Source organism: Sphaerisporangium rubeum, assembly GCF_014207705.1.
Classification (GTDB): domain Bacteria; phylum Actinomycetota; class Actinomycetes; order Streptosporangiales; family Streptosporangiaceae; genus Sphaerisporangium; species Sphaerisporangium rubeum.
In genome coordinates this window covers 7,303,581-7,317,974 of sequence record NZ_JACHIU010000001.1, presented here as the reverse complement: position 1 = coordinate 7,317,974, position 14,394 = coordinate 7,303,581, and the positions used below count along the sequence as shown (strand labels likewise).

10 protein-coding genes are annotated in these 14,394 nt (G+C 68.2%); 6 read left to right on the top strand and 4 right to left on the bottom strand.

Features of this window, described 5'->3' with window-relative positions:
- The first annotated feature begins 6 nt into the window (after positions 1–6).
- The gene (locus BJ992_RS31090; protein WP_184987057.1) at positions 7–534 is read left to right on the top strand and encodes an RICIN domain-containing protein; all 528 of its coding nucleotides are present in this window, start codon (positions 7–9) and stop codon (positions 532–534) included.
- A 119-nt stretch (positions 535–653) separates the two neighbouring features.
- Here the strand turns inward: BJ992_RS31090 and BJ992_RS31085 are convergent, their stop codons facing one another.
- The 3 genes from BJ992_RS31085 to BJ992_RS31075 form a co-directional block, all read right to left on the bottom strand.
- Positions 654–857, bottom strand: coding sequence for a cold-shock protein (locus BJ992_RS31085; protein WP_184987055.1), 204 nt, complete (start codon positions 855–857; stop codon positions 654–656).
- Positions 858–1,159: 302 nt separating this feature from the next.
- Complete coding sequence (locus BJ992_RS31080) at positions 1,160–2,350, bottom strand: alginate O-acetyltransferase AlgX-related protein (protein WP_184987053.1); 1,191 nt, start codon at positions 2,348–2,350, stop codon at positions 1,160–1,162.
- A 15-nt stretch (positions 2,351–2,365) separates the two neighbouring features.
- Positions 2,366–3,862, bottom strand: a complete 1,497-nt coding sequence (locus BJ992_RS31075) for an MBOAT family O-acyltransferase (RefSeq protein WP_246496834.1) — start codon at positions 3,860–3,862, stop codon at positions 2,366–2,368.
- 85 nt (positions 3,863–3,947) lie between these two features.
- On the opposite strand from BJ992_RS31075, the gene BJ992_RS31070 reads away from it, so the two are divergent.
- From BJ992_RS31070 to BJ992_RS31050, 5 genes are all read left to right on the top strand, one after another.
- On the top strand, positions 3,948–4,604 hold the full coding sequence (locus BJ992_RS31070; protein WP_184987051.1) for a response regulator transcription factor: 657 nt from the start codon (positions 3,948–3,950) through the stop codon (positions 4,602–4,604).
- Entirely contained in the window at positions 4,601–5,725 is a 1,125-nt protein-coding gene (locus tag BJ992_RS31065; RefSeq protein ID WP_184987049.1) for a HAMP domain-containing sensor histidine kinase, read from the top strand. Before BJ992_RS31070 ends, BJ992_RS31065 begins: the two co-directional genes overlap by 4 nt.
- 357 nt (positions 5,726–6,082) lie before the next feature.
- A complete protein-coding gene (locus BJ992_RS31060; protein ID WP_184987047.1) occupies positions 6,083–8,368 on the top strand; it encodes a hypothetical protein in 2,286 nt (761 codons plus the stop codon).
- A gap of 481 nt (positions 8,369–8,849) precedes the next feature.
- Positions 8,850–12,131: a tetratricopeptide repeat protein gene (locus BJ992_RS31055; protein WP_184987045.1), complete on the top strand. Its 3,282-nt coding sequence runs from the start codon at positions 8,850–8,852 to the stop codon at positions 12,129–12,131.
- Positions 12,132–12,413: 282 nt separating this feature from the next.
- Positions 12,414–13,655 (top strand): IS256 family transposase, encoded by a 1,242-nt coding sequence (locus BJ992_RS31050; protein WP_184987493.1) that lies wholly within the window; start codon positions 12,414–12,416, stop codon positions 13,653–13,655.
- A gap of 310 nt (positions 13,656–13,965) precedes the next feature.
- Here BJ992_RS31050 and BJ992_RS31045 read toward each other — a convergent pair whose 3' ends face one another.
- On the bottom strand, positions 13,966–14,394 hold the full coding sequence (locus tag BJ992_RS31045; protein WP_184987043.1) for an NUDIX hydrolase: 429 nt from the start codon (positions 14,392–14,394) through the stop codon (positions 13,966–13,968).

Here is a 14,394-nt window from a genome sequence, read left to right as displayed (position 1 = left end):
GCAACCATGCGCACCCGGTACCTGATGACCGCCGCCGCCGTCTGCGTCGCCGCACACATCCCCATGCCTGCGACGGCCTCCGCCGACCGGCCTCCCAGCCCCTCCGCGCGGATCGGCACACCGATGTGCGTCGACGTCAGCAACAACCGCGGCAACGGCATCCTGATCTACCAGTGGCAGTGCGGCGGCACCAACACCAACCAGAAGTTCTCCATCGAGAACGGCCTCATCAAGGTGGCCGACACCGTCGGCAAGATCCCGCAGATGTGCCTGGACTCCTCCAACGCGCGCACCAACGGCACCCGCGTCTACCAGTGGCAGTGCCTGAGCAACGCCAACCAGCTCTGGACCGTCAAGAACGGCGTGATCATGCTCTCCTCGACCCAGAACACATCCAACCAGCTGTGCCTGGACGCCACCAACAACCGCGGCAACGGCACGCAGATCTACCTGTGGCAGTGCAACCCCGACAACACCAACCAGAAATTCGTCATCCAGGACGGCCAGATCGCCCTCAAGGACACCTTGTCCTGACCTCCCGCGCGGCCACCATCCGCACGTGGCACGACCCCCGGACGGCACACCGGACGACACGGCAGAAATGAGATGGGGCCCGCACCCGAAGGCGCGGACCCCATCTGCGATGCTCAGCGTCAGGCGGGAACGATGTTCTCCGCCTGCGGGCCCTTCTGGCCCTGGGTGACGTCGAAGCTCACCTTCTGGCCTTCCTGGAGCTCGCGGTAACCCGAGGCGGCGATGTTCGAGTAGTGGGCGAAGACGTCAGCGCCGCCACCGTCCTGCTCGATGAAGCCGAAGCCCTTTTCCGAGTTGAACCACTTCACTGTGCCTGTAGCCATTTTTGCATCTCCTTCGGGGCAGTGCCCGTAAGGCTCGCACCGTGCGAACCCCCGCGTCGCTGCGATGATTACCCCGTCCGGAAAAGCACCGGCAAAACAAAAGTGCCGCTACCGGCAGTGGAACACCGGTGAGGGCACTTGAAGTCTCTGGGAACCACAACTGCAACTCTGCCGAGCCTACCACGGTGCGTCCGTGCGCAGGGGACCACCGCGATACCGGCACGCGCCGAGCGTCTACGACAGGTCACCGAAACCCCGGCCCCAGCGGCCGATCCGTCCGGACAGGCCGTTGTCGGGCCACTTCACAAGGCTCGTTCGAGCGCCGCGAGCACGGCGTCGTCCAGCATCTCGACGCGGCCCCCGACCAAGTGGCGCTCCACGATCTCGACCACGACCGTCTCGCTCTCCGCGATCTTCCGTGCGACCTGGCCGGCCCCCACTCTCGTGGCGGCGTCACTGCGCAGGTAGGTCAGGTCGGCGAAGTAGGGGAGGACCCACGGCAGGGAGTTGCGGGTGAACGAGTCCCCGACGAGCAGGGTCCTCGGCCGGTACAGCGATGCCAGGCCGGAGGTGTGCACGGTGCGGAACGACACCGGCAGCTCATGGTCGTCCTGCCTGAGCCGCCGCACCCCGTCCCGGTCCAGGCGCCACCGCTCGACGGTCTCCTCCAGAGGCATCCCCAGCAGTCCGCCGAGGTCGCCGGCCCGCACCGCCGTGCCGGTCCTGACGAGCCGGCTGTGCCGGGACAGGCCGGGGTCGAGCGCACGGGCCAGCTCGGCGCCGTACAGCCCCGCGGAGCGCTCGGTCCAGTGGCTGTCGGTCCGCCAGTACGCCGCCATGCCGGAGTCACGTTGCGTCCGCTCCAGCGGGCCGAGCAGATCCACGTAGCCGGGCAGGCGCGCGGCTTTCAGCGCGGCCCAGAACTCACGTTTGCGTTCGTCGAGACAGTGCCGGCCGGGAAAGCGTTCCGGCAGCCGATCCGGTGACACGGTGGTCTTGTCGGGGGCGACGGTGACCACGAACCGCCGGCCGGACCCGCGCACGATCCCGGCCAGACGGCGCAGACGTCCGATCGTGTCGGCGACCAGGCGCCGCGGCCGGCACGCCTCGGTCACGTCGTCGCCGAAGTAGAGCCAGCCGTCGTGCCCCTCCACCACCCGCGGATAGTCAGGCCGGCCCGCCGTGGCGTGGGACGGCGCGTGCCCGAACAGCAACTCCGACATCATGGCGTTCCCGCGTACCGCGTACAGCCGCAGCGGCAGATGAGCGGTGGCCCATCCCTCCGCCTCGGGGAAGAAGTCCCAGCCCCGCGACAGCGCCGGGAACTCCGGCAGCCTCCGGTTCTCGATCCGCGCGGGCCGGTCACCCGCGACGAAGGCAAGTGCGGGGCCGAAGAAGAACAACGCCGCCGCCAGCGGCGCCACCGTCCGCCGTACCGCGCCGCGGCGGCCATCGGCCCGAGACGACGCCGGCCGGGCCCGTACAGTGATCACCGAAGTCCTCCCAGGTCAGAACTGGTAGTAGAGGAAAGGGCTGAACGTGCCGGCGGCGACGAGCACCGCGGCACAGGGAGCGGCGACCCACGTCACCGCGGCCCGCGCGGCCCGTGCCGCACGTCCCCGTCCCTCCTCGATCAGCGAACCGAGCGCAGGCCCGGCCGGCGCCACCACCACGGCGAGCGCCACCGTGAAGACGACCACCCGCTGGCGGTTCGCGGCGTACGCGACGAACTCGTCCAGTTCCCCCGGACACCACGTGAACATGGCCCGCAGCATGTTCCACGCCTCCGGCATGCTCTCCGCTCGGAAGATCACCCAGCCGACCAGGACCAGCAGAAGCGTGGCGCCGCGGCGCAGCGCGACCGACCACGCGGCGGCAGGCGGACGGTCCCAGCCGAGCAGCCGTTCCGCCACCAGCAGAGCGCCGTGGTACAGGCCCCACACCAGGAACGTCCAGTCGGCGCCGTGCCACAGACCGCAGAGCGTGAAGACGACCAGCAGGTTGCGGTACGTCCTCGGCGCGCCGCACCGGTTGCCGCCGAGCGGTATGTACACGTAGTCGCGGAACCAGCGGGACAGCGACATGTGCCAGCGCCGCCAGAAGTCGGTCACGGAGTACGCCGTGTACGGCCGGTCGAAGTTCTCCGGAAGCCGGAACCCGAGCATCGTCCCGAGGCCGACGGCCATGTCCGAGTAGCCGGAGAAGTCGAAGTAGATCTGCAGCGCGTACGCCGACGCGCCGAGCCACGCCGTCGGGGTGTTGATCTGGCCACCGGCCTGCGCGAACGCCGCGTCGGCGATCGGGGCGAGCGAGTCGGCGACGACGACCTTCTTGGCCAGCCCCAGCGCGAACCGCGGGAAACCCGACGCGAGGTCACCGAAGCGGTCGCGCCTGACGTCGCCGAGCTGCCCCGCCATCTCGTGGTACCGGACGATCGGCCCGGCGACAAGCTGCGGGAACATCGCGATGTAGGTGACGAACCGCACAGGACTGCGCTGGGCCGGCGTGCTGCCTCGGTAGACGTCCACCACGTACGACAGGTGGTGGAAGGTGAAGAACGAGATCCCGATCGGCAGGGCCAGGTCCACGACAGGCGTGTGACCCAGCCCCAGCGCCTCCGCCAGCGCGTCCACCTGCCTGCCGGCGAACCCGGCGTACTTCCACACCGCCAGCACCGCCACGTCACACCCGACGGCCGCCAGCAGCACCCCGCGGCGCGCCTCCGGCCGGTCGCGCCACCGGTCCGAGCCGAGCGCGAGCCCGGCGGCGTAGTTCACGGCGACGGCCGCGAGCAGCAGCAGCGTGTACGGCCCGGCCCCCCAGGTGTAGAACACCAGGCTCGCCGCGGCGACCACCGCGTTGCGCAGCCGCGGCGGCAGCAGCCAGTACACGGCCAGCGTGGCCGGCATGAAGAACCACAGGAACAAAGGGGAGGCGAACGACATCTGGGTCCCGAGAATGTCCAGGAAACGGCGACAGAGGAACTCCAGCAGGCGGACGATCAAGGTGACGTAACCGCATTTGGTTACGCTCGCGTTATCCGGCCGCTGCCAGCCTGGTGCGCGCGGAGCGACTGAGAAGGGGGCCGCGATGCGGGTCCTGATCGCCGAGGACGAGCGGATGCTCGCCGACTCGATCGCGGCGGGCCTGCGCGGCGAGAGCCTGACCGTGGACGTCGCCTACGACGGAACGGCGGCCCTGCGGCGGCTCGCCGCGCACCGCTACGACGTGCTGGTCCTCGACCGGAACCTGCCGGGTCTCCACGGCGACGACGTCTGCCGCGAGGCGGTCGACGCGGGTGGCGTGGTACGGATCCTCATGCTCAGCGCCGCGGGCGACGTCCGCGACCGGGTGACCGGCCTGTCCATCGGCGCCGACGACTACCTGAGCAAGCCGTTCGCCTTCGAGGAACTGGTGGCCCGGATCCGCTCCCTGGCCCGGCGCGCCACCCCCGCCGACCCGCCGGTCCTGCGGCGCGGCGACCTCACCCTGGATGCGGTCCACCGCCAGGTGTTCCGCGGCGGCCGGTACGTCCCCCTGGCCCGCAAGGAGTACGCCATGCTGGCCGAGCTGCTGCGCGCTCGCGGCACCGTCGTCTCGGCCGAGACGCTGCTGGAGAAGGTGTGGGACGAGCGCATCGACGCCTTCACCAACACCGTACGCACCACGATGATGAAGCTGCGCCGCAAACTGGGCGACCCGCAGCTCATCGAGACCGTCCCCGGCGTCGGGTACCGCATCCCATGAGGACCACCATCCGGACGCGCTTCGCCTTGCTGTCGGCGGCCATGTCCTTCCTGATCGGCGCCGCGGTGCTGGCCGCCGTCCACCTCGCCGTACAGCGAAGCCTCGGTCCTCTCGCGATCTCGATCCCCGAAGGCCCATGGGAGTCCAAGAAGGACATCTTCCAGTTCGGCTACGAGCAGGGAGTCCAGCGAACCTACCTGACCGGGACCATCGACGCCGTGCGCCTCTGGGGAACCCTGGCCCTGCTCTGCGCCACCGCCGTCGCAGCCGCGGCCGGCTGGTGGGCGGCCCACTGGACACTCCGTCCCGCGCGAACGGTCACCCAGGCCGCCGGACGCGTGGCACAGACCCACGACCTGGCCGAGCGCATCCGCTACGACGGCCCCCACGACGAGATCAAGGAACTCGCCGACACCTTCGACGGCATCCTCGGCCGCCTGGCCCATGTCGTGGACGGCCAACGCCGTTTCATCTCCAACGCCTCCCACGAACTACGCACCCCCCTGGCCGTGAACCGCACCCTGGTGGAGGTGGCCGTCCGCGAACCCGGCGCACCCGAGCAGGTCCGCCGCCTAGGTGAGTCACTGCTGCTGGTCAACGCCAGGCACCAGCGCCTGGTGGACGGCCTGCTGGCCCTGGCGGAAGGCGAACGACCCGTCCTGGACCGCAGCCGCTTCGACCTGGCCGACGTGGTGGACCACGCCGTGGACCAGGCCGCCGAGGAAGCGGACCGACGCGGCGTGACCATACACAGCACCCCCCGATACGCACCCACCACCGGTGACCCCGTGCTGATCGAACGCCTGGCACAGAACCTCGTGGAGAACGCGATCAGACACAACCACCCGACCGGCGAAGCCCACGTGACCACCCGTAGAACCGGCGACACCGTCGAGTTGGTGGTGGAGAACACCGGCCCTCCCGTACCCCCCGCCGACCTGGAAGCGATCTTCCACCCGTTCCGCCGCCTGCACGCGACCCCCCTGGACCTCGACCAAGGCAACGGCCTCGGCCTCTCCATAGCCCACGCCATCACCACCGCACACGACGGCACCATCACCGCCGAACCCCGCGACCAAGGCGGCCTGACCGTCACGGTACGCCTGCCGTACGAAGAGTGACCCCACTCGCCGAGGGTTGTCCCGCACCCCGCCGATCGTCCGCCATCGGTGTGCTGACGGCCGTGGCCGTACGACTTTCGTGGACAACCGGATGCCGCCGCTGTTCGTCACCATTGCGCTACTCCCTGTGAATCTCTAACGTCTCAGGCCGAACGCACGCACGTCTGGTGAGAGGTGACAGTGAAACGCAAGCGGGGAGTCAGAGATTCACAGGGAGAGTCCACGGGCGGGAACGGCCGGGCCGACGAGGACAGCCAGGGCAGTCAAGGCAGCCAAGAGGGCGGTACGCGCAAGAAGCGGCGCGTCGGGGTGCGGTACGCACCGCTCACGCCTCGCCTGCACGACACCGTGCCCCCGGTGCGCATGCGTCCTCACATCGAGTTCGCCGACGGTCAGATCACAGCTCTGGTGTTCAGCCGCCTGCAGCGCACCCCCTCCCCTCTCCCCGGAAGGATGGGGGACCACACGGTGGCCTGGCAGGCGATCGTGGACGCGCTGCGGGCCGATCTGTTCGGCCTGGACCTCGCTGCGGCGGTCGAGAAGCTGGCGGCGCGGCAGGAAGAGGCCGGCGCTTGGATGACGGAACCGCAGGCCGGCAGGCTGGCGATGCTCTACATGCTGGACGACAAGCTGGGTCGTGCGCACCGATTAAAGCGCGCCAAGCTGCTGGAGGACGCGGCACAGCGCACCGCCGATCACCTCGAGGCCGCGCGGAGGAACCTGCGGAACATGGCGAGCGACGAGGACGTCACCGCGAAACTGCGGGCCGCGATCGCCCACCACCTGGCGTATCTGAACTATCTGCCTTTCGCGACGGTGCCGGCGGAGAGCGCCGGCGGGTCGAAGTCCTCCGGGGAAGGACACGCACGCAGGAGCATCGTGGAGTTCGAGAGTTCCGGACAGAGGCAGCTCCACGTGTCCGTCACGGACACGACGGCGCAGATGGAGACCGATGACGAACCCGCGCCGGGCGAACAGGGGCCGAGCGGGGCCGGGAACACCACGAGCGGGCAGTCCGGCCACCGGGACAAGGGGAAGGACCACCTCGACGAGGCAGAGGAGGACGAGCCCGGCGAACCTCTGAACACCTCCGTGATCACGGCCAAAGGCCTTCGCGCCGCGTTATGGGGGCTGTTCGACTTCAAGGCGGCGTTGCGCGAGTCAGGCGCGCAGGAGGCGCTGTTCCCCGGTGGACACACGGAGATCACTGCCGACTACGAGACGCTGAACACTCTGTTCGAGAAGCTCAAGAAGGTCAAAAGGTGGGAAGGAGAGAACGGCGGCAACTCCATCAAGGAAGGTGCGGACAAGATCTCAAAAGAGACATACAGAGAGGTGTCTCGGGTGGCCGGCCTGATCCGAGAAGGAGTGGACACCGCACTGGAGGCGGCGTTGACCCCGGCGGCCGTGAGACGCAGGGACAAGAGGGCCGCCGAACGGCACGTAGAGATCGGGAAGGCGTTGGCCGAGGTGGCGGCGCTGTCCACGAGCGTCGCCGAGGCGGAGAACGGCGCCATGCCGCGGGCGGCCGTGGTGCTGGCGCATCTGCTGCGCGAGCACCAGCGAGCGGTGTACACCGCCTACCCGCGTACCGTCACCGAGAGCGAATTCCGGGGCCAGGACACGACGGAAACCCTCATCGAGCGTCTGAACCTGATGATCGGCGTGCACTACTCCGGCTTCCGTCCACAGGACCGTACGGCCATGCTCTCCGCCGTGCGCTTGGAGCTCGCTGAGCTGGCCGAGCCCGATGTGGCCGAGCCCAATGACTGGAGCACGCAGGCGGCCGGGGAGATGCTGGTCGTCACCTACGACGCGGCCAAGGGAGCCCTCACCGTGCATGGCCGCGCTCCGGCGCCTGCCGGTGTCGGCGGCATGGGATCGCACATCACCGCGTGGGTGGAGGAGGTCGACGCGATCAAGAGGGTGGTCGCACGCGCGAGTGAGCCGGCGCAGGCACTGGAGATGGTGAAGGACCTGGTGTCCGCCGACCTGCGGTCCGATGTCATGCGCCTGCACCCGTACCTCCCCACCGACCAGATCGAGGCCGACCAGCACATCCACCTGTTCGACGCCGCGTGCGACGCCTTCGAGGCGACCGACGTGCGCAGTGCCGTCACCGCCTACCTGTGCTTTCGCAACCTGCTGCCGTTCGCCACAGTGGACGTCGGCGACCGCGCCGGCCACGGCGAACGCTCCGGCGCCTCAGACAAGAAGAACTTCGACGCCGAAGCACTACACCACGCCGCCGGCCTTCAACAGGACATGACCGACGACGAGGAGCGCCGCGTAGAGGCCGCCGATGCCCTGGAAGCAGCCGCGAAGTCCCTCCACCCCACTCCCACAGCCGGCGTCCGCTGGCACGTACACCAGCCCCTCAGAGAAGCGATCGTGGCCGCCACCGATGAACTACAGAAACACGCCGAACTCCTACGCCGCGCCGGCCACCGCATCGAGACCCAACCCGACACGTCGCCCACCGACGTCGACGACCTCGACGAGGACGAGGCCGAAGACGAGGTGGAGCGGTACGAGGTACCGGAGGTGTACAAGCCGATCGTGACGGCACGCATCCAGGAGCACCAGAGGGTACAGGCCTTGGCAAAAGACACCTGCCGCGAACACCGCGAGGCCAACGGATGAGCCACACCGAACCGAGATCAGCGCTGGGGTCGATTCGTAGCGCCTGTTAGCAGAAGCGCCGGCGAACACCCTCGGATGATCGTGCGTCCGGGGGTGTCTTCGCTGGTGGGCCGCCAGGGATTCGAACCCTGAACCTACGGATTAAAAGCTCGGACGATCATGGTTCCAGATGGTTCAATGCAGGTCAGCGGGCATGCGTGGTCCATCCTGAACGGCTCTGCATCACCCTGAACTGCAACCCAAACTGCAACCCTCGGTCGGTCGTAAGGCAGGGGTTGACCGTCTGCTGGTCAGGAGTAAGCGTCGTACTCGCTGATCTTTGGTCTGGCCTTTGACGTGCCCTCTATGTGGTTGCCGGGTTGTGGATAGATGAGGGTGCGTGGGGTCGGGTTGATGAAGCGGTTGATGTACTGGGTCACGCCTCCGATCTGTTGCCTGGCCCGCCGACCTGAATATTGTCACTGTTTAATCACAGTGTGCGATGCTGCGCGATGCCTCTCCCAGGATGGTGGATATGGGTGGTGGGTGGGGTCTGGCTCCTGCGGGTTGGGGCGTGGGGCTGGCTGCGTTGGGGGCGGCGTTCGGGCAGTTGCTGGGTACCACGCCCCTTGCCGTACTGGGCGCGACGGTGGGCGCGGTGTCAGGCGCTTTCGCCCCCACGATCTACGACGCGGTGCGCGATCGAAACCGCAAGCAGGACGCATTGCCCGCGACAGCGGAGCTGGTCAGCACCCATCATGGGCCAGCGAGTCTGCTGGCTCCTGATCGCAGAGTGGTCAGTTTTGCGGGCCGTGAGGCGGAGTTGGCGGCGCTTGAGGCCTGGTGCGCGGACCCGGTGGGGGCACCGATGCGGTTGGTCACCGGGCCGGGTGGCGTCGGTAAGACGCGGTTGATGCTGGAGTTGGCGGCTCGCCTGGGTCACCAGTGGGGCTTTGTCGTGGTGACAGAGGACCAAGAGGCAACCGCGTTAGCCCACTGGCGAGAGGTCACCGATAAGCCTCTGCTGCTGGTGGTCGATTACGCCGAGACCCGGGAACGGTTGAATGTGCTGGTGCGCTCTGTGGTGGGTGACGGCGGCGGCCGGGTGCGGCTGTTGCTGCTGGCGCGGAGTGAGGGTGAGTGGTGGGATCGGCTGGGGTCGGGAGAACGGCCGGTGCGGGAAGCACATGCCCGGGCCACCGTGGAACAGATGGTGCTGTCAGCGGATGTGGCTGCGGGCGTGTCCGATGCCGATCTGATTGATGCCGCTGTTGGGGATTTCGCGCGGGTGCTGGGGGTGGAGCCTGCGCCCAGCGTGGTGGTAGATGCCGATGAGGGCCGGGGACGAATGTTGGATCTGCATGCGGCTGCGTTGGTGGGTGTCCTGACGGCGGCTCAGGAGGCGGGGGTCGGCGCGGTGCGGGTGGATCTTGGTGTGGTGCTTGAAGATTTGTTGTCGCATGAGGTGCGGTTCTGGTTGGGGAGTGCTGAGGCGGCGGGGTTGTGTGCGGGGCCTTCAGGGTTGACGGTTACCGCGTTGGGGCAGGTGGTGGCGGCGGGGACGTTACTGGGGGCGGCCGATCGTGCGAGTGGGGTGGCGTTGCTGGGTCGGGTGCCGGGGGTGCCGCAGAGTGTGAAGGTCGCCGAGTGGTTGGGGGGCTTGTATCCGGCTGAGCCGGGGCAAGGCTGGTTAGGAGGGTTGCGGCCGGATCGACTGGCGGAGCTGCACGTGACCCGGCAACTGGCCGAGTCGCCGGAGTTGGCCGCAGGGTGTTTGACGGATCTGGATGAGGGTCAGGCGCGACAGGCATTGACGGTGCTGGGGCGGGCTTCGGCCGATTATGAGCCGGCGCGGGAGTTGCTGGGGCGTATCTTGCCGCTGATCTCAGGAGTAGCCGCGAGTTTGGAGGCGCCTCGGGAGACGTTGGAGGCGATTTCTGCGGCGATTCCTTTCCCGTCGCTTGCGATGGCTGAGGCCGATGCCATCATCGTGGGCAAGATTCTTGCGACGTTCCCAGCGGGAGATCGAAGCGGTGAGTACGCGCGGTGGCTTTCGCTGTCGGCCAGCTTGACAGCTCAGTTAGGGCGACCCGGTGAGGCTTTGCCGGTAGAGCAGCAGGCGGTGACCATCCGCCGGGAGCTGGCCGAGCTGTACCCCGACCGGTACCGCCCCGACCTGGCCGACTCACTGTCCAACCTCGGCATTACCTTCTCGGAGCTGGGCCGCCCGAATGAAGCCCTGCCAGTCACCCAGGAAGCGGTGACCATCTACCGCGAGCTGGCCGAACTGTACTCCCACCTGTATCGCCCCGACCTGGCCGCATCGCTGTCCGACCTCGGCATCCGGTTCTGGGAGCTGGGCCGCCCGGATGAAGCCCTGCCGGCCGCCCAGGAAGCGGTGACCATCCGCCGGGAGCTGGCCGGGCTGTACCCCGACCGGTATCGCCCCGACCTGGCCGACTCACTGTCCAACCTCGGCATTACCTTCTCGGAGCTGGGCCGCCCGCGTGAAGCCCTGCCAGTCACCCAGGAAGCAACGACCATCTACCGCGAGCTGGCCGAACTCCACCCCGACCGGTATCGCCCCGACCTGGCCGCATCGCTGTCCAACCTCGGCGTCTACTTCTCGCAACTGGGCCGCCCGGATGAAGCCCTGCCGGTCACCCAGGAAGCGGCGACCATCTACCGGGAGCTGGCCGGGCTGTACCCCGACCGGTATCGCCCCGACCTGGCTGGCTCGCTGTCCAACCTCGGCATCCGGTTTTCGGAGCTGGGCCGCCCGGATGAAGCCCTGCCGGCCACTCAGGAAGCAACGACCATCTACCGGGAGCTGGCCGGACTCTACCCCGACCGGTATCGCCCCGACCTGGCTGGCTCGCTGTCCAACCTCGGCATCCGGTTTTCGGAGCTGGGCCGCCCGGATGAAGCCCTGCCGGCCACTCAGGAAGCAACGACCATCTACCGGGAGCTGGCCGGACTCTACCCCGACCGGTATCGCCCCGACCTGGCTGGCTCGCTGTCCAACCTCGGCGTCCGGTTTTCGGAGCTGGGCCGCCCGGATGAAGCCCTGCCGGCCACTCAGGAAGCGGTGACCATTCGCCGGGAGCTGGCCGGACTCTACCCCGACCGGTATCGCGCCGACCTGGCCGTATCGCTGTCCAACCTCGGCGCCTGGTTGTCGGAGCTGGGCCGCCCGGATGAAGCCCTGCCAGCCACCCAGGAAGCGGCGACCATCTACCGCGAGCTGGCCGGACTCTACCCCGACCGGTATCGCGCCGACCTGGCTGGCTCGCTGTCCAACCTGGGCGTCTGGTTGTCGGAGCTGGGCCGCCTGGATGAAGCCCTGCCGGCCACTCAGGAAGCGGTGACCATTCGCCGGGAGCTGGCCGGGCTGTACCCCGACCGGTATCGCGCCGACCTGGCTGGCTCGCTGTCCAACCTGGGCGTCTGGTTGTCGGAGCTGGGCCGCCTGGATGAAGCCCTGCCGGCCACTCAGGAAGCGGTGACCATCTACCGGGAGCTGGCCGGGCTGTACCCCGACCGGTATCGCGCCGACCTGGCCGTATCGCTGTCCAACCTCGGCAACCGGCTCTGGGAGCTGGGCCGCCCGGATGAAGCCCTATCGGCCGAGCAGGAAGCGGTGACCATCCGCCGGGAGCTGGCCGAACTCCACCCCGACCTAGCCGACTCACTGTCCAACCTCGGCAGCACCTTCTCGGAACTGGGCCACCCGGATGAGACGGATGAGGCAGCTAGAGAGGTCTCTGAAGATCTCGGGCTCTGAGCTGGGAACGCTGACCTTGGGATGTGGGAGTGATCAGGCCCCGGGGGCGTCTGTGGCGGAGATCGGGCGAGCAGCACCCGGGTTACGGTGGGCTGGGGCTGAGGAACGAAGTCCCAGACCTTCGATCGCCCCCGACCCCGTATGGTGGCCGGCCATAATCAGGTTGCGTCCACGGAGGTGGTGTACGAGTTTCTGCTGGTAGTCAGCGTGGCGTCGTGAAACGAGGACGGCCATCGCGTGATCCTTCAGGTCGGTGAACCAAGATCGAAGGAGATCGGTGCGATGGCCGTGAATGACAGTGTGGACCCTGCTGCCTGGCTGGCGGAGCAGCTTCGGACCCAGGATCCGGATCTGTTGCGATCCATGGTGCAGACCATGGCCGAGACGTTGATGTCGGCCGAGGCCGACTCGTTGTGCGGCGCCGGGTACGGCGAGCGCAGCAGCGAGCGGACCAACCGGCGCAACGGCTACCGGACGCGGGAGTGGGACACCCGCGCGGGAACCGTCGAGCTGGCGATCCCCAAGCTGCGGACCGGGTCCTACTTCCCCCATTGGCTGCTGGAGCGTCGCCGGCGGGCCGAACAGGCGCTGATCAGCGTGGTCGCGACCTCCTATCTGCTGGGAGTGTCGACCCGGCGGGTGGACAAGCTGGTGGAGCAACTGGGCATCAAGCACATATCCAAAAGCCAGGTCTCGGAGATGGCCAAGGTGCTGGACGGCCAGGTGGAGGCGTTCCGCACCCGGCCGCTGGACGCCGGCCCGTATGCGTTCGTGTGGCTGGACGCCCTCACCCAGAAGGTCCGAGAGGGCGGCCGGATCATCAATGTGCACGTGCTGGTCGCCACCGCGGTCAACAACAACGGCAACCGGGAGATCCTGGGGCTTGAGGTGACCTCGGCCGAGGACGGCGCCGGCTGGCTGACCTTCCTGCGCGGCCTGGTGGCCCGGGGACTGTCAGGAGTGCAGCTGGTGACCTCCGATGCCCACACCGGGCTGACGACCGCGGTCGCCGCCGCGTTGCCCGGCGCGTGCTGGCAGCGCTGCCGCACCCACTACCTGCGCAACCTCCTCACCTGCGTCCCCAAATCCGCGCAGCCGTGGGTGGCAACCCTGGTGCGCACCATCTTCGACCAGCCCACCGCCGAACAAGTACGCACCCAGCACGCCTGGGTCATCGACGCCTTGTCGGCCAAGTACCCCGCCGCCTGCGACCACCTGGACGCAGCACGCGAGGAACTCCTCGCCTTCGCTGCCTTCCCCCGGGAAACCTGGAGACAGATCTGGTCGAACAACCCCCAGGAACGACTGAACAAAGAGATCCGCCGCCGAACCGACGTCGTGGGCATCTTCCCCGACCGTGGTTCCATCGTCCGACTGATCGGCGCGGTACTGGCCGAACAAACCGACGAATGGACCGAGGCCCGCCGCTACATGGGACTGGACGTGCTGGCCAAAACCCGGCTCCGGCTGATTCCCGGCGACACACCCCAGCACAACCCACTCCCACAACCACTCACTGCTTAACCTGCAGAAACAGGATCACGCAGAGATCAACTCATACACCACTCCGCTGGACGTGACCCATAATCAGGCGATCGTCGTGCTGCATTGGTGTGGCGGCAGCGCGCCACCTGCGACGGTGGGTGGGGTTTGGTGCGGCGGGTGCTTGGTGCGGCGGGCGGCCCGCGTTCCCGCCGCCGGCCGGGACCGGCGTCCACGCCGCAGCCCGGCCGGGCGGAGCGGGCGGCGGGCCGTGCGGCGGCGCGGAGCGCTGCCGCCTTGATACCTAAAAGCGGAATTCGGCAAGATCTTCGGTGGGTCTTGGGCGACTGCTTCAGAGCAGAGATGTGCCGTCGTGGTGGCGGATGGCCGGCGTGAGGTCCTCGCGCATGGCGTCCAGGACTCGGACGGCGAAGGCTTCGGATGCGAGAGCGCCGACCTCGTCGGCGGTGACCCAGCGGAACGAGCGGGCTTCGTCGGTTTCGGTGAGAGTGCCGCTGATGACCTTGCAGCGGAAGACGAGGGCGATGATGCCTCGGGTCATGTTCTTGTAGACGCCGGTGAGGGTGATGGGGTCGATGCCGAGGCCAGTTTCCTCGCGGACTTCGCGGCGTAGGCCGGTGAGGATGTCCTCGTCGTGTTCGAGGACGCCGCCGGGGGCTTCCCAGTGGCCGTTGTCGCGGCGTTGGGTGAGGAGGGCTCGGCCTCGGTCGTCGATGATCACGCCTGCCACGCTGACGGAGTGCGTGTTGTGGTGATCCAT

What these genes read in the sequence shown, in the direction of transcription:
- BJ992_RS31090 (WP_184987057.1), top strand. Translation starts at nt 7, where the DNA reads ATGCGCACCCGGTACCTGATGACCGCCGCCGCCGTCTGCGTCGCCGCA.
- BJ992_RS31085 (WP_184987055.1), bottom strand. Translation starts at nt 857, where the DNA reads ATGGCTACAGGCACAGTGAAGTGGTTCAACTCGGAAAAGGGCTTCGGC.
- BJ992_RS31070 (WP_184987051.1), top strand. Translation starts at nt 3,948, where the DNA reads ATGCGGGTCCTGATCGCCGAGGACGAGCGGATGCTCGCCGACTCGATC.
- BJ992_RS31065 (WP_184987049.1), top strand. Translation starts at nt 4,601, where the DNA reads ATGAGGACCACCATCCGGACGCGCTTCGCCTTGCTGTCGGCGGCCATG.
- BJ992_RS31055 (WP_184987045.1), top strand. Translation starts at nt 8,850, where the DNA reads ATGCTGCGCGATGCCTCTCCCAGGATGGTGGATATGGGTGGTGGGTGG.
- BJ992_RS31050 (WP_184987493.1), top strand. Translation starts at nt 12,414, where the DNA reads ATGGCCGTGAATGACAGTGTGGACCCTGCTGCCTGGCTGGCGGAGCAG.
- BJ992_RS31045 (WP_184987043.1), bottom strand. Translation starts at nt 14,394, where the DNA reads ATGGATCACCACAACACGCACTCCGTCAGCGTGGCAGGCGTGATCATC.